The sequence below is a fragment of the Staphylococcus caseorum genome (assembly GCF_049943195.1).
GTDB lineage: Bacteria > Bacillota > Bacilli > Staphylococcales > Staphylococcaceae > Staphylococcus > Staphylococcus equorum_A.
Map to the genome: position 1 here is coordinate 1,633,490 of NZ_JBNFUA010000001.1, position 24,321 is coordinate 1,657,810.

At 33.6% G+C, this 24,321-nt stretch carries 18 protein-coding genes, 1 tRNA gene and 1 pseudogene; 2 read left to right on the forward strand and 18 right to left on the reverse strand.

The features are described 5' to 3' along the window. The first annotated feature begins 502 nt into the window (after nt 1-502). Nucleotides 503-1,399, forward strand: coding sequence for a TIGR01777 family oxidoreductase (locus ACP3TL_RS08505; RefSeq protein ID WP_069833343.1), 897 nt, complete (start codon nt 503-505; stop codon nt 1,397-1,399). Between the two features lie 70 nt (nt 1,400-1,469). Here ACP3TL_RS08505 and clpP read toward each other — a convergent pair whose 3' ends face one another. Further along, nucleotides 1,470-2,054, reverse strand: a complete 585-nt coding sequence (gene clpP, locus ACP3TL_RS08510; protein ID WP_069817914.1) for an ATP-dependent Clp endopeptidase proteolytic subunit ClpP — start codon at nt 2,052-2,054, stop codon at nt 1,470-1,472. A 152-nt stretch (nt 2,055-2,206) separates the two neighbouring features. Here clpP and ACP3TL_RS08515 point away from each other — a divergent pair. After that, nucleotides 2,207-2,278: transfer RNA gene (locus tag ACP3TL_RS08515), tRNA-Arg, on the forward strand. A 216-nt stretch (nt 2,279-2,494) separates the two neighbouring features. Here the strand turns inward: ACP3TL_RS08515 and ACP3TL_RS08520 are convergent. The 17 genes and pseudogenes from ACP3TL_RS08520 to hpf form a co-directional block, all read right to left on the reverse strand. Further along, nucleotides 2,495-3,341 (reverse strand): annotated as a pseudogene (locus tag ACP3TL_RS08520) (YitT family protein). A gap of 259 nt (nt 3,342-3,600) precedes the next feature. Continuing rightward, nucleotides 3,601-4,548 (reverse strand): DNA-binding protein WhiA, encoded by a 948-nt coding sequence (gene whiA / locus ACP3TL_RS08525; protein ID WP_069833342.1) that lies wholly within the window; start codon nt 4,546-4,548, stop codon nt 3,601-3,603. A gap of 44 nt (nt 4,549-4,592) precedes the next feature. Next, nucleotides 4,593-5,591 carry a gluconeogenesis factor YvcK family protein gene (locus ACP3TL_RS08530; protein ID WP_069833341.1) on the reverse strand — a complete coding sequence of 333 codons (999 nt, stop codon included), beginning with the start codon at nt 5,589-5,591 and terminating at the stop codon, nt 4,593-4,595. Beyond that, entirely contained in the window at nt 5,578-6,504 is a 927-nt protein-coding gene (gene rapZ, locus ACP3TL_RS08535) for an RNase adapter RapZ (RefSeq protein WP_069817910.1), read from the reverse strand. Before rapZ ends, ACP3TL_RS08530 begins: the two co-directional genes overlap by 14 nt. A gap of 339 nt (nt 6,505-6,843) precedes the next feature. Further along, entirely contained in the window at nt 6,844-7,788 is a 945-nt protein-coding gene (trxB, locus tag ACP3TL_RS08540; RefSeq protein ID WP_069817909.1) for a thioredoxin-disulfide reductase, read from the reverse strand. Between the two features lie 65 nt (nt 7,789-7,853). Continuing rightward, the gene (locus tag ACP3TL_RS08545; protein ID WP_285326132.1) at nt 7,854-9,290 is read right to left on the reverse strand and encodes a tetratricopeptide repeat protein; all 1,437 of its coding nucleotides are present in this window, start codon (nt 9,288-9,290) and stop codon (nt 7,854-7,856) included. Nucleotides 9,291-9,314: 24 nt separating this feature from the next. Further along, nucleotides 9,315-9,791, reverse strand: coding sequence for an acyltransferase (locus tag ACP3TL_RS08550; RefSeq protein ID WP_069833339.1), 477 nt, complete (start codon nt 9,789-9,791; stop codon nt 9,315-9,317). Between the two features lie 9 nt (nt 9,792-9,800). Then, nucleotides 9,801-10,637 carry a prolipoprotein diacylglyceryl transferase gene (gene lgt, locus ACP3TL_RS08555; protein WP_069833338.1) on the reverse strand — a complete coding sequence of 279 codons (837 nt, stop codon included), beginning with the start codon at nt 10,635-10,637 and terminating at the stop codon, nt 9,801-9,803. Between the two features lie 3 nt (nt 10,638-10,640). Then, nucleotides 10,641-11,576, reverse strand: a complete 936-nt coding sequence (gene hprK / locus ACP3TL_RS08560) for an HPr(Ser) kinase/phosphatase (protein WP_002508270.1) — start codon at nt 11,574-11,576, stop codon at nt 10,641-10,643. 346 nt (nt 11,577-11,922) lie between these two features. Then, on the reverse strand, nt 11,923-14,757 hold the full coding sequence (gene uvrA / locus ACP3TL_RS08565) for an excinuclease ABC subunit UvrA (protein WP_285336744.1): 2,835 nt from the start codon (nt 14,755-14,757) through the stop codon (nt 11,923-11,925). 5 nt (nt 14,758-14,762) lie between these two features. Then, nucleotides 14,763-16,745: an excinuclease ABC subunit UvrB gene (gene uvrB, locus ACP3TL_RS08570; protein WP_069833336.1), complete on the reverse strand. Its 1,983-nt coding sequence runs from the start codon at nt 16,743-16,745 to the stop codon at nt 14,763-14,765. Between the two features lie 326 nt (nt 16,746-17,071). Then, on the reverse strand, nt 17,072-17,302 hold the full coding sequence (locus ACP3TL_RS08575) for a CsbA family protein (RefSeq protein ID WP_002508273.1): 231 nt from the start codon (nt 17,300-17,302) through the stop codon (nt 17,072-17,074). 5 nt (nt 17,303-17,307) lie between these two features. After that, complete coding sequence (locus ACP3TL_RS08580; protein ID WP_069817903.1) at nt 17,308-17,949, reverse strand: YfbR-like 5'-deoxynucleotidase; 642 nt, start codon at nt 17,947-17,949, stop codon at nt 17,308-17,310. A 396-nt stretch (nt 17,950-18,345) separates the two neighbouring features. Continuing rightward, the gene (locus ACP3TL_RS08585) at nt 18,346-19,245 is read right to left on the reverse strand and encodes a COG3942 and LysM peptidoglycan-binding domain-containing protein (protein ID WP_069833335.1); all 900 of its coding nucleotides are present in this window, start codon (nt 19,243-19,245) and stop codon (nt 18,346-18,348) included. Nucleotides 19,246-19,558: 313 nt separating this feature from the next. Continuing rightward, a protein-coding gene (gene prfB / locus ACP3TL_RS08590; RefSeq protein WP_141714450.1) for a peptide chain release factor 2 occupies nt 19,559-20,675 on the reverse strand; the annotation gives its coding sequence in 2 pieces (ribosomal slippage) (nt 19,559-20,602 and nt 20,604-20,675; 1,116 coding nt in all). A gap of 217 nt (nt 20,676-20,892) precedes the next feature. Then, nucleotides 20,893-23,424 carry a preprotein translocase subunit SecA gene (secA, locus tag ACP3TL_RS08595; RefSeq protein ID WP_277575780.1) on the reverse strand — a complete coding sequence of 844 codons (2,532 nt, stop codon included), beginning with the start codon at nt 23,422-23,424 and terminating at the stop codon, nt 20,893-20,895. Nucleotides 23,425-23,721: 297 nt separating this feature from the next. Beyond that, nucleotides 23,722-24,288, reverse strand: a complete 567-nt coding sequence (hpf, locus tag ACP3TL_RS08600) for a ribosome hibernation-promoting factor, HPF/YfiA family (RefSeq protein WP_069817900.1) — start codon at nt 24,286-24,288, stop codon at nt 23,722-23,724. Nucleotides 24,289-24,321: the final 33 nt, after the last annotated feature.

Here is a 24,321-nt window from a genome sequence, read left to right on the forward strand (position 1 = left end):
CCAAATGATGGTTGAAAATGATAACTATGAACCAAAGCCCACTTCAAAAAAGTGCTATTTTTTCTTTAGTTTTATAATTTTCCTTCTATTAGTTATTTTCAGTCTAATTTTTCTTTTCATCTAATAGTAAAGCTGTAAAAATCTTATTGAGGATACATTTATATAAGCGCTATCTAAATAAAAAGATAGTTATAAATCTTTAATTACGTTAGCATATAAATATAGGCCTATACGATAATCGCATAGGCCACTACTAAAGGGAGTCAAAATTTTACCTTCGTTAGTATATTATGGGGTATACTCGAAATAATTAAGAGATGATTAATTAATATCGAAGGTACCCTTATTATAACGGCAGCCAATATTATTTTAAATACTTCTTAAGATGACTAAATGACATATTCTTGAACAATTTTCGAAAGAATTATGTCAGAAAAGCAATTAGCTTGAGTCGTTTTTAATCATTACAGTCTAAAGCATTACTATTTTATGAGGTGATATAATGAAACACTATTTAATAACAGGCGGCACAGGTATGGTTGGTAGCCAACTCGTTGAAGCTATCAAGCAAAGTGATGCGCATATAACGATACTTACTAGACAAGACAAATCAACTTCACATCCCAAAATAACATACGTTAATTGGTCTAAAGCAAATTGGGAATCTCAAATTCCTGATATTGACATTGTTATTAACCTTGCAGGTGCAAGCTTAATGAAACGGTGGACAAAAGAACATAAACAAGCAATTATGTTGAGTCGCATACAGTCTACGCAAGCATTATTCGACTTGTTTAAAAATCGCAAACAAAAACCTTCAGTATTCTTCAATGCGAGTGCAGTTGGTTATTACAAACCAGATTACGATCGAACTTATACAGAATTATATCAATCACTCCCATTTGATTTCTTATCGGAAGTAGTTTACCAATGGGAACGTCGAGCACGTCAGTTTGAATCATTAGGCACACGTGTTGTAATTGGTAGATTTGGCATGATTCTTGCAGAAGATGGAGGCGCCTTACCTTTAATGAAACTACCATATGAATTTTACCTTGGTGGTAAACTCGGTTCAGGTAGACAATGGTATTCTTGGATTCATTTAGATGATTTAACAAGAGCAATTCTCTATACAATTAACCACGGAAATGCGCAAGGCGTTTTCAACTTTACAGCGCCTATTGTTGAACATCAAAATTTATTCGGCTATACACTGGCACGTGTCACACACCGCCCCCATTTCACTTGGGTGCCTGCATTAGCCTTAAGATTAGCTTTAGGTCAAATGTCTACAGTTGTATTAGACACACAAAAAGTAATTCCAAATAAATTACAGGCTATAGATTTTAAATTTAAATATCCAGATTTAAAAATAGCTTTAGAAGATTTAGTAAAATAATGAATAAAAAAAGACAAGCCACATAATGCGGCTTGTCTTTTTTACTTAAGCTTTTATATTATTTTTAATATTATGCTTCAGGAACCATAACTTGGTCAACTAAACCGTATTCTTTAGCTTCTTCAGCTGATAAGAAATTATCACGATCTGTATCTTTTTCAATTTTTTCAATTGACTGACCAGTACGATCTGCTAAAATTTGGTTTAATTTTGAACGTGTTTTAAGAATATGATTCGCAGCAATTTCAATTTCTGTTGCTTGACCTTGCGCACCACCAAGTGGTTGGTGAATCATTACTTCAGCATTTGGTAAAGCAAAACGTTTACCTTTTGCTCCTGCTGCAAGTAGGAATGAACCCATTGAGGCAGCCATACCAATACAGATTGTTTGTACATCTGGTTTAATGTGTTGGATTGTATCATAAATTGCAAATCCAGCCGTCACACTTCCGCCCGGTGAATTGATATAAAGATAAATATCTTTTTCAGCATCTTGTGCTTGTAGGAATAATAATTGTGAAACAATAGAGTTTGCTACATTATCATCGATTTGTGAACCTAACATAATAATACGGTCTTTTAATAAACGTGAGTAAATGTCATATGCACGTTCCCCACGGTTTGTTGTTTCAATTACTGTAGGTATTAAATTCATTAATATTGCCTCCTCATTTCTAATTGATAAATTTATTTTAACTCAAAAGTCAAATATGGTCAAAAATTAAGCTCGAAATTTCACGAAACTTACATTATTCTTATTGACCGTTACTTCTAAGATTTGTACACTTGTATTACCGTGTTTTTTAACCCCTCGTAGTGTAATGGATAACACGTAAGATTCCGGTTCTTAAAATGGGGGTTCGATTCCCTTCGAGGGGACTTTCATAAGATTTTCTAAACATCACCCGATACCATAGGTTATTTATATATCTATGATGTCGGGGTTTTGTTTTTTATATTTAAAAACACTCAAACCATTAACCACTTTTATTATATACCCTTTTTCAATATATCTAGTAATCTATGTAGTTTATAATATGCTAAAAATCTATGCAAGACAATTGTTTCTCATTATTAAAACAAGACTTTATAAATTTATTTTACATTTATAAAACTACTACCTAAAACATCTCTCACATCATGGATTACTAAAAAGGCATTTTCATCTTCTTCGTTAACAAGCTTTTTCACTCTTGTTACTTGAGATTGTGGCACTACCACGTATAGCATACGCGTCTCACTCTTAGCATAGCCACCTTTACCAGTTAATATCGTAGAACCTCTACCTGTAAAAGCATTAATTTTATCGCTAATTGTTTCGCTTTTACTTGATATAACAGTAACTGCTTTTTTAGGATTAAACCCTTCTATGATAAACGATGTCGCTCTTTCGGTTACGAATAGCATAATGATTGTAAATAACACATTTTGTAAAGGGAGTACCATTAAAAAAGATAGCACGACAAGCGCATCCAATACAAAGATGCCTTGTGATGTTTTAATTTCTGAATATTTATTAATTATCTTAGCTATGACTGAGGTGCCTCCGAGTGTGCTACCTGTCGCAATAACTAAACCTCCGCCAATACCAATGATAGCCCCACCAAACACAGCGTTAATCACAAAATTATCCACACCTAGATTTATATTTTCAGTTAAATGTAAAAAAAAGTGAGAGTGACGTATTTGCTATAACTGTATATACTGCAGTCGTTTTACTCAAAAATTTCCAACCAATTAATACAACAAGTGTATTGATAATTAATGAAGTCCACGCAGGCGACAATCCAAATGAATATAATAGTGCTAGGGATATACCAACAGTGCCCCCATCTCCTAAGTTAGATCCAAGTAAAAAACAATTGACACCTATTGCATTAATAAACGTGCCTATTATACAAAGGATAATATTTTTAGAATGCTTATTAAACAGTTTTGACATAAACTCACTCCTTCGACTCCAAGAACAATAGGTTTGAAGCATTGTTCTATTGCTATTACGCATCATAAATTGTATTAATTATATAAAAAAACACCTCTTTATAGAGGCGTTAATAGTCAAAATGAAATTATACAATTATTTTATAATAATTCTAGCACAACTATTTCACGTATGACTAGATTTATTTTTAATAATGCCCTAAAATTTCTCAAAGTCAGTATTGAAGGGTCCAAACTGAAATTTAAAACTGTAAAGCATATTATTTCAGTTCAATTGGTTCGCCGCTTCTCAACTTATCCGCCATTTCATTCAACTTTCTTAATCGATGATTCACACCAGATTTAGATATATTGCCAGAAGTCATCATTTCACCTAATTCTTTAAGTGACACTTCTTGATGTTCTACTCTTAGTCTTGCAATTTCACGTAATCTTTCAGGTAAATTATCTAGACCAATTTCTTGGTCAATTAAACGAATGCTTTCTACATGTTTCATAGAGGCACTTACTGTTTTGTTCAAATTAGCAGTTTCACAATTCACCAATCTGTTAACAGAGTTTCTCATATCACGTACAATACGGACATCTTCAAATTTCAATAGTGCTTGATATCCACCGATTAAACTTAAGAAATCAGAAATTTTTTCCGCTTCTTTTAAATAAGCAATACTACCTTTTTTTCGTTCGAGATGCTTGGCGTTCAAATCATATTTATTCATTAACTGCGTTATACCTTCAGAATGGTCTTCATATAATGAAAATATTTCTAAATGATAAGATGATGTTTCTGGATTGTTTACTGAGCCACCAGCAAGAAAAGCACCACGTAAATAACTTCTTCTCATTTCATCATCATGAATCAATGCTTCATCAATTTCGTGCGTAAAGACACCGCTTTTTAAAATACCTAATTCATCCAATATTTCTTTAGCACGTACTTTAATACGACAGATATAAATATTGTTCTTTTTTAATTTCATTTTCTTTCTCACAAGTAGTTCCACTTCAACATTAAAAACTTTTTTAATTAACGAATATATACGTCTTGCCGTAGTAGCATTTTCAGTTTGTACGTTAATAACAAATTGTTGGTTGGAAAGACTGAGTGCACCATTCATACGAATAAGCGCACTGAGCTCTGCTTTTGCATTCTCTTCATCTACTTCTATTCTAGTTAGTTCATTCTTCATCTCGGATGCAAAGCTCATAGATTAATCAGTCCCTTCTTTAACTAAATGATATCATTTAGTTATTATTCATCATTTTCTTTATCTCGCGTAAATTCAATCGTTTCAGTTTCTCGCATAGCTATTTCGTAAATCATTTTAGATAACACTTCAGTATTATGACGCACATAGTATTCTTCAGAAACTTCTACTAAATTAGGGTGTGTAAATACTTTAATATTTTGTTCTTCCATATGATTCATATTACATTTCACTGGTGATGCCCCATCTTCCCTATAACGCCTCAACACATCTTCAGTAAATGATTGGGTGCTACAAATAGAGTAACTGATAAAGTTCTGACCAACATGATCATGTATTGCGTTCACATGGTCGACTGCAGTATAACTATTTGTTTCACCTGGCTGTGTCATAACATTTGAAACATATAATTTAGGAACGTCTCCACCCAGCAGTGCATTAGAAATACCCTTCACGCATAGGTTAGAAATCACACTCGTATAAAGTGAGCCAGGGCCTAACACGATTAAATCTGCTTCTTCTATTGCTTCCACTGCTTCTTCCATTGGCTCAACATCTTCTGGTTCCAAAAATACACGTTTAATCTTTTTATTCTTTTTTGGAATATTAGATTCGCCATATACAATTTCTCCATCTTCCATTACTGCATTTAAACGTACGCTCGCATTAGTAGATGGAATAACATGACCTCTAATATTTAAAATTTTACTTAGTTCTTTCACTGCATGGCCGAAATCGTTATTGATGTTGGTTAATGCAGCGATGAGTAAGTTACCTAAAGAATGACCTTCGACTTGGTTTTCTTTAAAACGATATTGAAACAATTGCTCTATTGTTGATTCAGTTTCACTTAATGCCGAAATAACGTTTCGTATATCTCCTGGAGCAGGTATATCCATTTCGCTTCGTATTTTACCCGTACTACCACCATCATCAGCTACTGTGACAATCGTCGTAATATCAATCGGATAACCCTTTAAACCACGTGCTAAAACGGATAAACCCGTACCTCCACCTATAAGTACAAGTTTAATTCTTTTCATTTTTTTGTTTCACGCCACTTTCGACATGTGCATCCCTATGTTGCACATACACATTATAGTCAAAACTCTCTCTGAGTTCTGCTCCGATACGTTTGGCTAGTGCGACAGAACGATGTTGGCCACCAGTACACCCTATTGCAATAACAAGTTGAGATTTACCTTCTTTTTTATACCCTGGCACCATAAATTTCAATAAATCCATTAATTTTTCATAAAAAATATTTGTTTCTTTCCATTTCATTACATATTTATATACCGCTTCATCTTCACCAGTTAATGGTCTCAACTCATCAACGTAGTGCGGATTTGGTAAAAACCTTACATCAAATACAAGGTCCGCATCTATTTGTATACCATGTTTAAAACCGAAGCTAATGACATTAATATTAAATGTTTGGTAGTTACTTTGATTAAAATAATCCCCCACGCGTTTGCGTAATTCTTTCGGTGTCATTTGCGATGTATCAATCGTATAATTCGCTAAACTCTGAATTTCAGTCAACAACTCACGTTCTTCTTCAATAGATTCAATTAATGAACGTTGACCTTTTTCATTTAAAGGATGTGCACGACGTGTTTCTTTATAACGAGAGATTAGTTTTTCATTCGAAGCTTCCAAGAACATTAAATCAACAATAACGTCTGAGTTACTCTTAATTTGATCCATCTCTTTAATTAAAGACTTAAAGAGTTCCTTACCTCTCAAATCAATAGCAATCGCTACTTTTTGTAAAGAAGGGTTCCCTTGCCCCATCAATTCTACAAACTTTGGTAACAGAATCGGTGGTAAATTATCTACACAGAAATATCCAATGTCTTCTAAACTCTGGATGACCATAGATTTTCCGGCGCCTGACAAACCAGTTACAACCAACAATTCACTCTTTACTATTTCTTTTTCTTCTCGCTGCATCTCTTTACACCATCCATTGATTATTTTAATCGCAAAATTAGTTCTATGCTGTTAATAGTTTATTTATATTGGCATTTATACATTATATTTCATTTTTCTCAATATAAGTCTAACGAGTTAATATTATCACATTATATTTTACATGAAAAACGACTAAGGTAGTAGTTTTATCTATCGACACTATAAAGCTATAGCTGTTTCATTATGTAAAAAAGCTAGAATGTTATAACTTACTTATAGATCGTAAGTATGACATTCTAGCTATGACTGAATTTATCTATGATATTTTATAAAATCTTTTATAAATTATGACTTTACTTCATCAATGATTCAATTTATTTATGCTTCAATTGCATCGTTTAAATGTTCGATATATGCAATAGCACTTTGTGCAGCAATACTTCCGTCGCCAGTTGCCGTTACAATTTGACGTAAACCTTTTTCACGTACGTCGCCTGCTGCATATATACCAGGTACACTTGTACTCATGTCTTCATTCGTTAAAATGTAGCCAACTTCATTAGTAATACCTAAATCTTGGAAAGGTATTGTTAATGGTTTCATACCAATGTACACAAATACGCCATCACCATCTAGTGTTTGTTCTGTGCCATCTTTCGTTGATTCTAATGTTACTGAGCCTACTTTACCATCTTTATCATTAATTGTTTTCAAAGTGTGACTCCAAATAAAATCAATTTTATCGTTTTTAAATGCACGATCTTGTAAGATTTTTTGTGCACGTAATTCATCTCTACGGTGAACGATTGTTACGCTATCAGCAAATTTCGTAAGGAATGTTCCTTCTTCTACAGCTGAGTCCCCGCCACCAATAACAAATAATTTTTTACCTTTAAAGAATGCACCATCACATACGGCACAATAACTTACACCACGGCCACCTAGTTCTTGTTCACCTGGTACACCAATTTTTTTGTATTCTGCACCTGTTGATATGATTACGGCACGAGCAGTAATTTCACTATTACCAAGGTTAATCACTTTATGCGTACCTTTATCTTCTATAGATTTGATATCGCCATATTGATATTTTGCACCAAATTTTTTCGCATGTTCAAACATTTTCGTTGATAAGTCTGGACCTGTTACCATTTCAAACCCTGGGAAGTTCTCAACTTCTTCTGTGTTTGCCATTTGTCCACCTGGCATACCACGTTCAATCATTACTGTGCTTAAATTAGCACGTGATGCATAAACTGCAGCAGTCATTCCTGCTGGTCCGGCACCTATAATTGCCACATCAAAATCCACTTGTTCAGCCATTTAAATTGCCTCCTGTTTAATAATTCATTATGCGCAGTATATATGATTTCTTGCATTTCTTAAACTTATATGCTCACTAAATAATCTATCGTTTTATTTAAACGGTAAGAAGATATATCAAACCATTCCATTACTTGTTGTTTTGTTATTTTACTATCAGCATTACGATAATACATATACACAAATGCTGCAATATATTCATTTACATTTGTTAAATCTACTTTTTCAGATATAATCGCTTCTGCTTGATCAATCCATACAATAAATAATTCTTCATTATTTTTCAATGATTTCACACCATACAACATCAATAAGCCTCTGTGAATGAAATCTAATTTGTTTAACTTTAAATCTTGAATAATATACGTAAGATATAGCTTTTCGTAATCTTCCATAGATTCTAAAACTGCCCAAATTTCTTGTGTCAAAAGCACTTCTCGCCCTTTTAACTGATTTAATAAGAAAATACCATATAGCCTGTGATGGCTATCGTCATGGAGTAACAATGGTAATACTTGTTCATCGAAATACATTTTACTCTCAACAATAACCCAAGGTGCATAACCTACATCGACTTTAGTCATTTCTTGCAATTTCGACCAAAAATATTTACTTTCATCAATATTATTTAAATGGTAACTGTTATAACTTAACGCGTTATACATTTGGATGGAAAGGAATTTTCCTTTTCTATAAAGTGGTTGTAATATTTTTTGCGAAGCTTCATATTGTTTCAAGTAACATAAAACGATACCTAGTTTAAATGACTCATCATCATTCATCGGCATGACTTTACTTAAAATTTTTAAATAGCGTTGGTATTTTTCTTTATCATTCGTATTATAAAGTAATAGAGTATAATGACATAATGCATGTACATCCGTATTATCTTCTCTAAGCAATCGCTCAAACATGTCTTTAGCAATGTCATATTCATTCATGTATAAATAACACATCGCAAGTAAATTACGCACTACGCGATGTTCTTGAATTTCATCATTTTGATTTAAGATAAATGTTCGTGCTTCAGGTAATCGTCCCTGAGAAAATAAGTATTGGAAAATAAGTTGTACTGCAAATAGCTGGCTTTCTGTCTCTATTTTTTCAGCTGAATTATAAGAAACTTCAAACATGTCTTCAAGTTCTTCTTTATAATCTTCATCTTTAGACATCGTGACATAATTTATACCAAATAAAAATGCTTTATTTGCTTCGTTTAATGTAATGTTTAATTGACTAAGCTGAAAATAACTTTCTTCTACTAACTCTTGTTGTGCAATATTTTCATAAAACAGATACTCCGCTTCACTACTCAGTCCTAAATTCACAAGACATTCCGCGTATTTTACTTTTACATCAAAATCTTGAGGTGACATTTCCAGCACTTTGCCATAATATTCTGCTGCCTTTTTATAATCTTGGTGCAGAAATTTTTGGTCTCCCAATTTTTTATAAAATTGACTATCTAATTTCATTGGTATTACTTTGCCGTTATGCGCCATCCATTATCACCTCCTAAATATTCATTAAGTTCTTATTTGCATGGGATTTCCATATGCTAATGCCGAATCCGGTATGTCTTTTGAAATAACAGTACCCGCTCCGACTTTAACATTTGCACCTATGCTTACACCTGGTAATATTGTAACATTCGCACCAATTAAAGTATTATCACCAATTTGGACATGTCCCGTTCGAAACTCATCAACGAGAAATTCATGAGTTAAAATTGTAGTATTATAGCCAATCACACAGTTTTTCCCTATAGAAATATACTCTGGGTATAATAAATCGGGAACCACTTTAAAAGCAAATGCTGTGTTTTCACCTATACTCATTTTCAATAAATTACAATACACCCAACGTTTCATTTTCACATGAGGCAAGTACCTGCAAATTTCAATAATTATTGTTTGTTTAAATATTTTAAAGTATTTTATATAACGATACATATGCCAAAGTGGGTTATTGCCTTTAACTTTAACTTTTTTTAAATTACGCATGATATTTTATCACTTCACTTTTTGATTTGACCAAGTTAACGGACCAACATCTTTGTATCTTGGTGCGTTATATTTCACTCTTCTGATAATCATAATCACAATACCTACTATAATCAGTATAATAGACATTAACTGTGCTACTCGAATATCACTTGTTAACATCAAGCTATCTGTACGCATACCTTCTACGAAAAATCTGCCGATGGAATACCATATCAAATATAGACAGAAAGTATCGCCTATACGTAAATGTTTTCTAAGCAAGATCAGTATAACAAAGCCTAAAATGTCCCAAATAGATTCATATAAAAATGTTGGTTGATAGTATTTGCCGTTAATATACATATTATTAATAATAAAATCTGGAATATGTAAGTTTTCTAAGAATGTTCTTGAAACAGGACCGCCATGCGCTTCATGATTCATAAAGTTGCCCCATCTTCCAATACCTTGACCTAAAATCATACTTGGTGCAATGACATCACCAATTTGAAAGGGATTAATATTTTTTTGTTTACAGATGATAATCCCTGTAACAAATCCACCTATTAAACCACCATGTATTGCAATACCACCATGCCATATCATCGGAATTTCAATTGGGTTTTGAATATAATATGGCCACTGGAAAATAACAAAATAAAGTCTCGCCACAATAAATCCAAATATTGCACTCCAAAAAATGATATCAACTAATGTATCTTTATCAAAGCCAATACGTTTCACACCTTCTTGAGCAATAAAATAACCCAAGAGTATCCCCACAGCGATAATAATGCCATACCAACGTACCGAAATAGGTCCAAGCTCAAGCGCAATTGGATTGATATAATTTAATGTCATCATTACCTATTTCTCCTCACTGTTGCTACCATTTCGTAATATTTCAGCATTTAAGCGATCATTAAACTCTTCTGCTGTATTGATGCCCATAATATTCAGACGGTAATTCATTGCCGCAACTTCAATAATAACCGCTACGTTACGTCCAGGTCGTACAGGAATTGTTTTTTTCGTAATTTCAGTATCTAAGATACGTAATTTTTCTTCATTTAAGCCGACTCGATCATATAATTTGTCTTTATGCCAGTTTTCTAAATGAATATTTAAACGCAATCTTTTTTCAGTTAAAATCGAACCAGCACCAAATAATGTCATTACATTAATGATACCTAAGCCCCTAATTTCTAATAAATGTTCTATTAACTTAGGTGCTCTCCCAATTAATTCGTCTTTACTGATTTCTCTAATTTCCACATTATCGTCTGCTACTAATCTATGACCACGTTTTATTAATTCTAATGCTGTTTCACTTTTACCAATTCCAGAATCACCAGTAATCAGTACACCTACACCATAAACATCGACAAGCACCCCATGTAGCGATGTTGTTCTAGCTAGTTCATGTTCTAAAAACGTAGTTAAACGACTCATTAATTGTGTAGTAGCAATCGTCGACGCAATTAATGGTGTGTCGAGTTCTTTTGCTGCAGCGATAAGTTCCTCTGGTGGTTCTAAATCTCTCGTTACAATAATCGCCGGCGTGTCTGGACGACATAACTTTCTCATACGTCCTTTACGTTCTTCATCTGGTAATAAATTATAAAAAGATAATTCCGTAGTACCTAATAATTGAATACGGTCAGATGCATAGTGAGAAAAATAACCTGCCATTTCCAAACCTGGTCTTGAAATATCTGTATTTTTAATTTGTTTGTTTAAACCTGCTTCTCCAACAATGAGATCAAGTTCAAAGCGGTCTACTAAACTCTTTGTAGTTAACATAGTTCACCTCTATCAATATTTCTCTTACATTTGCAATATGATATTATCATATCAAAAAGAAATGATAATCCATATCAAAAAGTGTAGAAGATCGATAATTCAATACATATCTATAATATCTATCATTATATCAATTATAAACGATATCAGACACTAGTGACTGATTATATTTTCAATTTATTCATTTAATTTACTATAAATCATTTTTTGTATAGTTGTTGCTTTTAAATACAAAAATACCCCCTTCAAAGTTTGCACATTAAAGTACTTACTTTAAAGAGAGGCATTCATACTTTATGTAACCCACCTTTTTGGATAGCGCTACATTAGTAATTTTCATATATTTTTATTTTACTGTATCTCTTTCTAGCACAGGTTTTAAGTATTGTCCTGTGTAACTTTCTTTTACTTCTGCAATTTGTTCTGGCGTGCCGGTAGCTACAAGCGTACCGCCTCCGTCGCCACCTTCTGGACCTAAGTCAATAATATAATCTGCCATTTTAATAACATCTAAGTTATGCTCAATAATAACTACAGTATCACCATTTTCTACTAGTTTATTGAGTACTTTTAATAATCGCCCAATATCATCAACATGCAAACCAGTAGTAGGTTCATCTAGTATATAGATGGATCGACCCGTAGAACGTTTATGCAATTCAGAAGCCAGTTTAACACGTTGTGCTTCACCACCAGAAAGTGTCGTCGCTTGTTGACCCAATGTAACGTATCCTAGTCCAACATCAACTAATGTTTTCAATTTGCGATGAATTTTAGGTACTTTTTCAAAGAAATTAGTCGCTTCTTCAGCTGTCATTGCTAAAATATCTGCAATGTTTTTACCTTTATACGTGACCTCTAGCGTTTCTCTATTGTATCTAGAACCACCACAAATTTCACACGGCACATACACATCTGGTAAGAAATGCATTTCAATTTTTATAATACCGTCACCTCTACAAGCTTCACAACGACCACCTTTTACATTAAAGCTAAAGCGGCCTTTCGTATAACCTCTTACTTTAGATTCATTTGTTTGAGCGAAGATATCCCTAATATTATCGAATACGCCTGTATAAGTTGCTGGATTTGATCTCGGTGTTCTTCCAATAGGTGATTGATCAATATCGATTATACGTTCAAGTTGATCTATTCCTTGAATTTCGTCACAATCACCTGGTTTTACTTTTGATTTATTAATGTGTTTTGCTAATGATTTATACAGCACTTCATTAACTAACGTACTCTTACCTGAACCTGAGACACCTGTAACTACTGTCATTGTTGATAATGGAAAATCTACGTCAATATCTTTTAGGTTATTACTTCTTGCGCCTTTAACGCTTACTTTTCGGTCAGTTATTTCACGGCGTTCTTCAGGTACTTCTATCAGCTTTTTCCCACTTAAATATTGACCAGTGAGTGATTTTTTCTGATTCATTACTTGTTTAGGTGTTCCACTCGCGACAATTTCGCCACCATGTTCACCTGCACCTGGGCCTACATCAACCAAATAATCAGCCGCACGCATTGTATCTTCATCGTGTTCTACGACTATCAAAGTATTACCTAAGTCACGCATTTCTTTTAATGTGCTTATGAGTCGATCATTATCTCGTTGGTGAAGACCGATAGAAGGCTCATCTAACACGTAAAGTACACCTGACAGTCTAGAACCAATTTGTGTAGCAAGACGAATTCGTTGCGCTTCACCACCTGATAGCGATCCTGATGCACGATTAAGTGTTAAATATTCTAAACCGACGTTATATAAAAATTCTAAACGCGAGTTAATTTCTTTTAATATTTGATCTGCAATTTTTCTATCTTGTTCTGACAATTCGATATGTTCGTACATATGCAATGCATCTTTAATTGAATGTTCAACAACTTCTCCAATATTCTGACCAGAAACATATACAGATAGTGCTTCACGACTTAAACGTTTACCATTACAAGTTTCACAAGGTAGCTCTGTCATATATTTACTCATCATCTCTCTAACAAGTTCGGATGGTGAATCATGATAACGACGATTAATATTATTAAGCACACCTTCAAATTCCATTGTTCGTTTACGTGTTTGACCATTACGTTGCTTGAATGTGAACTCAATTTCTTTACCTTTAGAACCGTTTAAAATGATATCTTGTTGTCTATCTGTCAATCTTTTAAATGGTTTATCCATATTAATTTTATATACTTCACAAACACGATTTAATAATGTTGGATAAAAATCTGAACTTGAAGATTCCCAAGCTATGATCGCACCTTCATTTAAAGTTTTGCTAGTATCAGGAACCACTAAGTCTACATCTACCTTTAATTTTAATCCTAAACCATCACATGTTGGACATGCACCAAATGGGCTGTTAAAACTGAACATACGTGGCTCTAACTCACCAATTGAAAAACCACATATCGGACAAGCATGGTTTTCTGAGAATTTTAATTCTTCTCCATCAATGATATCAACGATTAACGTACCTTCAGCAAGTCTAATCGCAGTTTCTATAGAATCAGCAAGACGTCCTTCAATACCTGCTTTAACTACCAAGCGATCTATTACCACTTCGATGGTATGGTTTTTATTTTTATCTAAATTTGGCACTTCGTTTACATCCATAATTTCGCCATCAACACGAACACGTACATAACCTTTTTTACTAATGTCGTCTATGAGTTTTTCTTGTGCACCTTTTCTGTGAGAAACCACAGGAGCCAATAATTGGATTTTAGAACGCTCTTCAAGTTGCATCACTTGGTCTACCATTTGTTGTACAGTTTGCGATTCTATTTCAATACCGTGATTAGGACAGAATGGTTTACCTATACGTGCGTAGAGTAACCGTATATAGTCGTATATTTCAGTTACCGTCGCTACAGTTGATCTTGGGTTCTTACTTGTCGTCTTTTGGTCAATTGATATCGCAGGTGATAAACCTTCAATTGTATCAACATCCGGTTTGTCCATTTGACCTAAAAATTGTCTTGCATAAGCACTTAATGACTCAACATATCTACGCTGTCCCTCAGCGTAAATTGTATCGAAGGCAAGTGAAGATTTTCCAGATCCAGAAAGTCCCGTCATTACGATGAGTTTATCTTTCGGTATTTCAATATCTACATCTTTTAAATTATGGGCGCGAGCCCCTTTTACTACAATGGATGGTTGTTTCATATGTGTCACCCTTCTGCTTTTAATTCAAACAACATATCTCTAAGCTCTGTTGCTTTTTCGAAATCTAAATCTTTGGCTGCTTGTTTCATTTCTTTTTCTATATTTGCGATTGTTTTTTCGCGTTCTTTTTTCGTCATTTTCTTAGGTACTTCAGTTTGTTGTTGTTCATTCGTTTCATCATTCTCGACTGTGGCACTAATAACATCATGAATTTTCTTATTAATCGTCGTAGGCGTGATATTATGTTTTTCATTATACGCTTTTTGAATTGTACGACGTCGTTCTGTCTCATCAATGGCATAACGCATGGAATCGGTAATCTTGTCACCATACATAATAACTTCACCACGACTATTACGTGCTGCACGTCCACTTGTTTGAACAAGCGATCTATGAGAACGCAAGAAACCTTCTTTATCCGCATCAAGAATAACAACAAGAGACACTTCTGGTATATCGATACCCTCTCTTAATAAGTTAATTCCAACAATGACATCATATGTTCCCATACGTAAATCACGAATAATTTCTATACGTTCCAACGTTTTAATTTCTGAATGTAGGTAATTGACCTTAATGCCAGCTTCCTTCAAATAAGTCGTTAAATCTTCACTCATTTTTTTAGTTAATGTCGTAACTAGCACACGTTCATTACGTTCAATGCGCTCATGAATTTCACTTATTAAATCATCAATTTGATTTTCCGTTGGTCGCACTTCAATCTCAGGATCTAAAAGACCTGTCGGACGAATGATTTGTTGTACCATTTCATCTGTATGTTCTAACTCGAATGGACCAGGTGTAGCAGATACATAAACGAGTTGATTGGTTTTTTCTTCGAATTCTTCAAATTTTAAAGGTCTATTATCCAAAGCACTAGGCAAACGGAAACCATGATCTACAAGTACTTGTTTACGTGCACGGTCTCCATTATACATACCCCTAATCTGAGGTAATGTCACATGTGATTCATCAACCATCACAAGCCAATCATCGCCAAAATAGTCTAATAACGTATACGGCGTTGATCCCATTGGTCTTAACGTTAAATGAACAGAATAGTTCTCAATACCAGAACAGAAGCCCATTTCACGCATCATTTCTAAATCATAATTCGTACGTTGTTCTAGTCGTTGTGCCTCTAATAATTTATTTTCTGAGCGTAATTCTGTTAAACGTTCTTCTAATTCATTTTCAATTCTTTGTATCGCAGATTTCATTTTCTCTTCACGTGTTACGAAGTGGGAAGCTGGGAAAATCACAAAGTGATCGCGCTCTCTTAAAACTTCACCCGTTAAATAATTCACTTCACGGATACGATCAATTTCGTCACCGAAAAATTCTACACGAATACACATCTCTTCTCTCGAAGCTGGGAAAATTTCAACAACATCTCCTCTTACACGAAATGTGCCGCGTCTAAAATCAATATCATTTCTCGAATATTGCACGTCTACTAATTTTTTTAAAAGTTCACTTCTATCCATTTCCATACCAGCTCGAACACTGACTACTAAATCTCGATATTCTTCGGGGTTACCTAAACCATATATACAACTGACACTCGCAATAATAATGACATCGTCTCTTTCAAAAAGTGAACTTGTCGCTGAATGTCGTAATTGGTCAATTTCATCATTTATTGAAGCATCTTTTTCAATAAATGTATCAGTTGATGGTACATAAGCCTCTGGTTGATAGTAATCATAATAACTGACAAAGTATTCTACTCTATTTTCTGGAAAGAATTCTTTAAACTCACTATATAATTGTCCTGCTAGTGTTTTATTATGCGCGATAATGAGTGTCGGTTTCCCTACTTGTTTAATAACATTACTCATCGTAAAGGTCTTACCTGTACCCGTCGCACCGAGTAAAGTTTGATGACGTTTGCCCTCATTAACGCCTTTAACGATTTTCTTTATCGCCTCTGGTTGATCACCTTGAGGTGTAAAATCAGATTGTAATTCAAATTGATGGTGTTCCATAGTGACACATGCCTCCTATATAATTTCTAACGATACGAACATACCTGATGTGTCTATGTTTAAAATGTATATACCACTGTTGCTGTGTGTCTGCATCAAGTTTGCAGATTCATATTCTCGTTACATATTTTAACAGATTTATAAATGAAAAAGCAAACATTTGTTCGCTTTTTATCTTCTTATATATAAAGAAAAACAAACATAGTTCTGTCACCATGTTTGCCTAAGTTGTCTTTGTTTATCCTAAAATAAACTATATTGTTGAATTTATACAATTATAAAACGCTTATTTAACTATAGCAATTAAGTTGCTTAATACTCATTACTCAGTCATCTTCTTTTTTATGAAATTCTAATTGATCGATAATAAGGTAACCAGCTAGCAACGAGGCGACATCTATAAAAATGATCCATTCATTATGAAAAAAGCCTTTTTGAACGGATGCACCAATTATAATTAATGTTAAAATCGTTCCTACCCATTTACTTCGTGTTAGCACGCTGAAAAATACCACGAAAATACATGGAAAGAAGGATGCGAGCACATACCAAATCATTCACTTCACCCATTCCTATTATTTAAAATAGCCATTGTTGTTTCACGTAATTCTGATCTTGGAATGAATTTCTCCGTTAACATTTCAGGAATAATATTATCTATAAAATCTTGTACCGAACTTAGATGATCAAATTGCATAATTGTTTCTAAGGACATCTCATATATTTCAAAAAATAGTTGTTCAGGGTTACGCTTTTGTATTTCTCCAAATGTTTCATATAATAAATCTATCTTGTCAGCTACAGAAAGTATCTGACCTTCTAATGAGTCATCTTTACCTTCTTGAAGTCTTTCTCTATATATATCTTGGTAAGCTTCTGGAATTTCTTCATTTATAAAATGGTCTACCATTTCTTCCTCGACTTGTGAGAAGAGTTTTTTTAATTCGCCACTTGCATATTTAACTGGTGTTTTGATATCACCCGTGAAAATTTCAGCAAAATCGTGATTTAACGACTTTTCATATAAACTCTTCCAATCTACTTCATTACCATGGTATTCCTCTACTGTAGCCAAATATTGTGCAATTTTTGTCACCTTAAATGAATGCGCAGCGACATTATGCTCAAAGTATTTAAATTTTCCCGGCAATCTAATTAATTTTTCTAAATCAGACAAGCGTTTAAAATATTGATGTACTCCCATGACATCGCCTCCTAGTTTGTTTAATGAATGATTATACTTAATTTTATAATATCATTCAACAATCAAAATGTCTTATCAATGTAATTGAATTTAACTAATTCAATTTATGAGGCGCCTAGGACATAAATTCATATTTCAGTCCCGTTATTATTTTGGCAGTAGTTGGTAGGCATATACTACAAAATCTTATTAGAAAAATTATATTTCTGTCGCATTATTTTATTCATGACATTATTTAACCAAAATGAACTATAAACATAGAACCACTCCAAAACATGATGGAGTGGTTCTATGATGTACCATTTATTATATTAAGCAAAGCTCACCTCTAATGTAAGCTCACTACCAAGCATCTTTTCTTTATGTATTCAGATGATATTGAAGTTATATGATTTGCTAATGAATATAATTATATTGATCAGTGTTGTGAATTGTTCTATAAGATTTTTGTCCTACACCTTGCCAATTCATTTCTGATACTACAATTGATCCATCTGGATTTTTACGTTCTACAACACCTACATGGCCATAGTTACCGGCATTACTTTGGAAAATCGCACCCACTTCAGGTGTACGGTTAACTTTGTAGCCACTATTACTCGCTGCCGAAGCCCAATTATTTGCGTTACCCCAAAGGTTACCTACTGATTTCCCTAATTGTTGACGACGATCAAATGCATAGTATGTACATTGTCCCCAATCATAATAATTACTACCATTTGAAGCTACCTGTGTTGGTTTATATTGATTAGAATACATTTGTGTACTTTCATTTTGATTATTTGCTGCTTCTTTTTCTACGTAATCCCAAGTATGCTGTGTTGTCGGTACAAAGTTGTTTGATGTTACTGGAACATCATTATCTTCCCTTGTTTCATTCTGTACTTGCTGTTCGTTAAAAACACTTTGAAGTTGGTTGTTTAAATGTGCTGAACCCTTTTCAGATACTGCCACTAATTGTCCAGGATAAATAATTTCTCCTAGATTTGGGTTTAACTGATAAAGTTGTTCTAAATTAAGCTGATATTTAGCAGCAATATTTAAAACCGTATCTCCTTGCTTTATTTCTACTATATCTTTGTCTGGAAGAACTAATTGCTCTCCTGCTTGTACAGTTACTTTGTCATTCAATTGATTTAATGACTGAATTTCATTTGTTGTTGTGGCAAATGCTTGCGCTATATCAGATAATTTAGCATCTTCTTTTACTGTGTGAATTTGGTCTGCTGATGCAATACCATTAAAACCAAAAAACAATGCTGCCGATGTTACAGAAAATGTTAATCCTTTCTTCATTACATGTTCAACCCTTTACTGTCTTGAATTTTAATCAATCATAATATAGCATAAATTTCCCCCTCTTTTGTGATTGTTATTATACTGTAATGCAATAGACAATTGAGACTAAATATGGGTCAACGCTATTAACTTAAAGCGCGTTTAAAACCTTGATATTACAACCTTTTAAAGCGTCTCTATATACATCAGCTTAATCTAACATGTAATATTTTAAATTGCATTTTACATATTTTTTTATTCTTTCTTTAAATTCAAAAAGATCTCGTCACTAGTTTATATACTAATGACGAGATCTCTTATTATCATTTGCTTAACTTTCTGAATGATCCATTTGACTACGTAAGTATGCTTCTATAAATGGACTTATATCGCCGTCCATAACTGCATCTACTTTACCTGATTCTTCATTTGTTCTATGATCTTTAACCATTGCATAAGGATGGAAAACATAAGATCTTATTTGACTTCCCCAGCCAATTTCTTTTTGCTCACCACGAATTTCTGCCATTTCTTGCTCTTGTTCTTCAATTTTCAATTGATATAACTTGGCTTTCAATGTCTTCATTGCAGCTTCTCTGTTTTTAATTTGAGAACGCTCATTTTGGTTGTTTACTACAATGCCTGTAGGATGATGGGTAATTCTAATTGCTGATTCTGTTTTATTAATATGTTGGCCACCTGCGCCAGATGCTCTAAATGTATCAACATTAATATCATCTGGATTTATATCGATTTCAATTTCTGTATTATTGAATTGTGGTATAACATCACAAGAAGCGAATGAAGTATGTCTACGTCCAGACGAATCAAACGGTGAAATACGGACAAGTCGATGCACGCCTTTTTCAGCTTTCAAATAACCATAGGCATTATGACCTTTAACGATTAATGTAACGCTTTTAACGCCCGCTTCATCACCAGGTAGATAGTCTGCAATTTCAACTTTAAACCCTTTGTGTTCACAATAACGTTGATACATTCTTAAAAGCATATTTGTCCAATCTTGCGATTCCGTACCGCCTGCGCCAGGGTGTAGTTCCATAATGGCATCGTTCGCATCGTATGGACCATCAAGTAATAATTGTAGTTCAAAATTATCTAAGTTTTCTTTAAAATCTAATACGTTCTGTTCTAAATCTGACTTCATATCTTCATCATCATCGTCTAATAATAGTTCTCTTGTTGTTTCCATCTCTTCTATTTCAGATTCTAATCCTCGATATGCATTTACGATCGTTTTTAAAGCATTATTCTTATCGATAATTTCCTGTGCTTTATCTTGATCATCCCAAAAAATAGGATCAGTCATCATTTCTTCGTATTCCTGAATATTTGTCTCTTTTTCTTCTAAGTCAAAGAGACCCCCTAAGCTGCTCTAATTTTTCATTATAATAATCTATATTACGTTTAATTTCTGATAGTTCCATCAATGCATCTCTCCTGTTATCGTACGATTGAAATACTACTATTAAATTATGTTATTTTATTCAATATATCTATTCTACAAAAGTTTGAGGCTTAATTACAACTCTGCCACTGTTTTTTATTTATTAAAACACGCTAACTTTAATTTTTGATAAATAAAAACCGGAAGTTGATATATGTTTATCAAGACTCCCGGTTTTATTTAAAATCACTTTCAAATTACGCACCGTGGCAGTTTTTATATTTTTTTCCACTACCGCAAGGGCAAGGATCGTTTCTACCGATATGATCATCTTTAACATAAGGTGATGCTTTAGCTTTTTCTTTACCATCTTCTGCAGATACGTGTTCAGCTTTACCGAAATCTGTTGCTTTATCACGTTCTAAGTCATCTTCAACCGTTACTACAGATTTCAAGATATATTTGCTGACATCTTCTTCGATGTTTTGCATCATTGTATCGAAAAGTTGGTGACCTTCGTTTTGATAATCACGTAATGGATTTTGCTGGCCATAAGAACGCAAATGGATACCTTGACGTAATTGATCCATTGTATCTATATGATCTGTCCAATGTAAATCGATTGAACGAAGTAAAATCATACGTTCGAATTCATCAAATTGTGTACCAATTTTCTCTTTTTGATCTTTTAACGCGACTTCAACTTTTGACCAAACAATATCAATGATATCCTCTTGGTCCTTACCTTTGATATCTTCTAGTTTTAAGTCACCTTCATTTAAGAATACATCATCAATATAGTTGATGAATGGCTCATAATCTAAATCTTCTTCATCTTCATTTATATAATAATGAACGCTTCTATCTATTGTAGAATGGAGCATTTCATTTACTAAATCTCCACTTTCATCATTATCAATAATACGGTTACGTTCACCATATATAATCTCACGTTGTTTACGTAATACATCGTCATATTCAAGTACACGTTTACGTGCATCAAAGTTATTACCTTCTACACGTTTTTGAGCAGATTCAACGGCACGGGACACCATTTTAGATTCTATTGGTGTAGAATCATCCATACCTAAACGATTCATCATACTTTGTAAACGTTCTGAACCAAAACGTACCATTAAATCATCCTGTAGGGATAAGTAGAAGCGACTGTCCCCTTTATCACCTTGTCGTCCAGCACGACCACGTAATTGGTCATCAATACGACGGGATTCATGTCGCTCTGTACCAATTACTGCAAGGCCGCCGATTTCTTCAACACCTGCGCCAAGTTTAATATCTGTACCTCTACCTGCCATGTTAGTAGCGATAGTAACCGCTCCACGTTGACCTGCATTAGCAACTATATCTGCTTCACGTTCGTGATTTTTAGCATTTAAAATGTCATGACGTACGCCATGTTTCTTCAATAAATTAGAAATATATTCACTGGTTTCAACTGCAACTGTACCCAATAGTACAGGTTGTCCAAGTTTATGTTTTTCAATAACATCATCAACAACTGCATCAAATTTACCTTTTTGACTAATGTATATTAAGTCTGGTTTATCCACACGTTGTATCGGTTTGTTAGTAGGTATTTGAGTTACAGTCATATTATAAATGTTTCTGAACTCTTCTTCTTCAGTTTTAGCTGTACCTGTCATACCAGAAAGTTTGTTGTACATTCTGAAATAGTTTTGGAATGTAATAGAAGCCATTGTTTTAGATTCGTTTTGAATCTTCACGCCTTCTTTTGCTTCTATGGCTTGGTGTAAGCCTTCTGAAAAGCGACGTCCTGGCATTGTACGACCAGTAAATTGGTCAACAATTAAGACTTCACCATTATTCACCATGTAATCCACATCTCGTTGCAATGTTACATGTGCACGTAACGCAGTATTAATATGGCTAATAATATCCACATTATTCACATCATATAGATTATCAATCTTAAACATGCGTTCTGCTTTATCAATACCTTGTTCTGTTAATTGAACAGCTTTTGTTTTTTCATCGTAGTTATAGTCGTCTTCATTTTTCAACATTTTAGCAAAGACATTTGCTTGTGTATAAAGCGAAGTCGATTTCTCAGCTTCACCTGAAATAATTAGTGGCGTACGCGCTTCATCAATTAAAATTGAGTCAACTTCATCAATAATAGCAAAGTTCAATGGTCTCATAACACGTTCTTCTGCATAGTTCACCATATTATCACGTAAATAATCGAAGCCTAACTCATTGTTCGTACTATACGTAATATCACTTGCGTATGCTTCTCTCTTCTCATTTGTTGTCATACTGTTGACGTTTAATCCTACTGATAACCCTAGGAATTCATATAGTTCTGCCATTTCTTCGCTTTGTGTACTAGATAAATATTCGTTTACTGTAATAACATGCACACCGCGACCTAACAATGCGTTTAAATAAACTGGCATTGTTGCAGTTAACGTTTTACCTTCACCCGTTCTCATTTCAGAAATGTCGCCACCATGAATTGCAATACCACCCATGACCTGAACTTTATATGGAATCATATTGAACACACGTTTTGAACCTTCTCTTACGAGCGCAAAGGTTTCCGGTAAAATATCATCGAGCATTTTATATTGTTTTTTAATATCTTCTTCTGCTTGTAATTGTTTTTGAAATGCTTTTGTTTTCTCTCTAATTTCTTCATCAGTTAATATCGACGTATCCTCTTCTAACGCAAGGACTTTGTCGGCTAATTTACCAAGGCGTTTTATTTCTTTTTTATTGCCATCTGCAATCTTTGATAAAAAACCCATTTTGTTCGCTCCTTTAGCTTTTTAACTCTTCGCTTACAACAATTTATGATATCATTTATAAGCTTAAATTTACACTTATTAACTTTCCATTTAAACAGTTTTTTCGCTTGTTAATGCTATTTTTTATTTATTAGTAGTTTTCATTTTTTATTTTATTTCTTATTCACTTAAAATATACACAAGATCTTACCTAACTTTCAAATTATTTCATAGTAACACAACAAAAAATGAGCGTCCATGATTTAACTCAATCATGAACGCTACGGTTAGTTTAATATTGGACTTAATTAAAACAAATTATTCAGTTGTTTCAATCAAACCATATTTTCCATCTCTTCTTTTATAAACAATACTCGTACCATCAGTTTCACGATCTGTGAAAATAAAGAAATCATGTCCTAATAAATCCATTTGCAATACTGCTTCTTCTGAATCCATAGGTTTCAAACTGAAATTTTTTGAACGAATAATTTCGATATCACTTTCATTGTCATCATTTTGAATCTCTTCTGCTTCACTTTCTTGTGGCAATGATGCAAATGCTTCTTGTTCTCCACGACTTCTATTTTTACGATTTACACGCGTTTTGTACTTTCTAACTTGTCTTTCAAGTTTACCGTTAATCAAATCAATACCTGCGTATAAATCATCGTGGCGTTCTTCAGCTCTTAAAGTAACGTTTTTCAATGGAATAGTTACTTCGATTTTTGCTGCTGAATTTTGATACGTTTTTACTTTAACATGTGCGATTGCATTTGGCACATCATTAAAATATCTTTCTAATTTACCAATTTTCTCCTCAATATAGTTGCGAATCGCATCAGTAATAGTGAGGTTCTCCCCGTGAATTTCAAATCTGATCATAATAATCGACTCCTTTAAAACCTCTATATTGGT

Bases quoted from the DNA above. Each gene is read 5' to 3' on its own strand.
- ACP3TL_RS08585 (WP_069833335.1), bottom strand. From the start codon at position 19,245: ATGAAGAAAGGATTAACATTTTCTGTAACATCGGCAGCATTGTTTTTT.
- ACP3TL_RS08545 (WP_285326132.1), bottom strand. From the start codon at position 9,290: ATGGCGCATAACGGCAAAGTAATACCAATGAAATTAGATAGTCAATTT.
- secA (WP_277575780.1), bottom strand. From the start codon at position 23,424: ATGGGTTTTTTATCAAAGATTGCAGATGGCAATAAAAAAGAAATAAAA.
- uvrA (WP_285336744.1), bottom strand. From the start codon at position 14,757: ATGAAACAACCATCCATTGTAGTAAAAGGGGCTCGCGCCCATAATTTA.
- rapZ (WP_069817910.1), bottom strand. From the start codon at position 6,504: ATGCAGCGAGAAGAAAAAGAAATAGTAAAGAGTGAATTGTTGGTTGTA.
- hpf (WP_069817900.1), bottom strand. From the start codon at position 24,288: ATGATCAGATTTGAAATTCACGGGGAGAACCTCACTATTACTGATGCG.
- ACP3TL_RS08530 (WP_069833341.1), bottom strand. From the start codon at position 5,591: ATGAAAAGAATTAAACTTGTACTTATAGGTGGAGGTACGGGTTTATCC.
- ACP3TL_RS08550 (WP_069833339.1), bottom strand. From the start codon at position 9,791: ATGCGTAATTTAAAAAAAGTTAAAGTTAAAGGCAATAACCCACTTTGG.
- ACP3TL_RS08505 (WP_069833343.1), top strand. From the start codon at position 503: ATGAAACACTATTTAATAACAGGCGGCACAGGTATGGTTGGTAGCCAA.
- clpP (WP_069817914.1), bottom strand. From the start codon at position 2,054: ATGAATTTAATACCTACAGTAATTGAAACAACAAACCGTGGGGAACGT.
- trxB (WP_069817909.1), bottom strand. From the start codon at position 7,788: ATGGCTGAACAAGTGGATTTTGATGTGGCAATTATAGGTGCCGGACCA.
- uvrB (WP_069833336.1), bottom strand. From the start codon at position 16,745: ATGGAACACCATCAATTTGAATTACAATCTGATTTTACACCTCAAGGT.
- hprK (WP_002508270.1), bottom strand. From the start codon at position 11,576: ATGTTAACTACAAAGAGTTTAGTAGACCGCTTTGAACTTGATCTCATT.
- ACP3TL_RS08575 (WP_002508273.1), bottom strand. From the start codon at position 17,302: ATGATTTGGTATGTGCTCGCATCCTTCTTTCCATGTATTTTCGTGGTA.
- whiA (WP_069833342.1), bottom strand. From the start codon at position 4,548: ATGAGCTTTGCATCCGAGATGAAGAATGAACTAACTAGAATAGAAGTA.
- lgt (WP_069833338.1), bottom strand. From the start codon at position 10,637: ATGATGACATTAAATTATATCAATCCAATTGCGCTTGAGCTTGGACCT.
- ACP3TL_RS08580 (WP_069817903.1), bottom strand. From the start codon at position 17,949: ATGGGAGTACATCAATATTTTAAACGCTTGTCTGATTTAGAAAAATTA.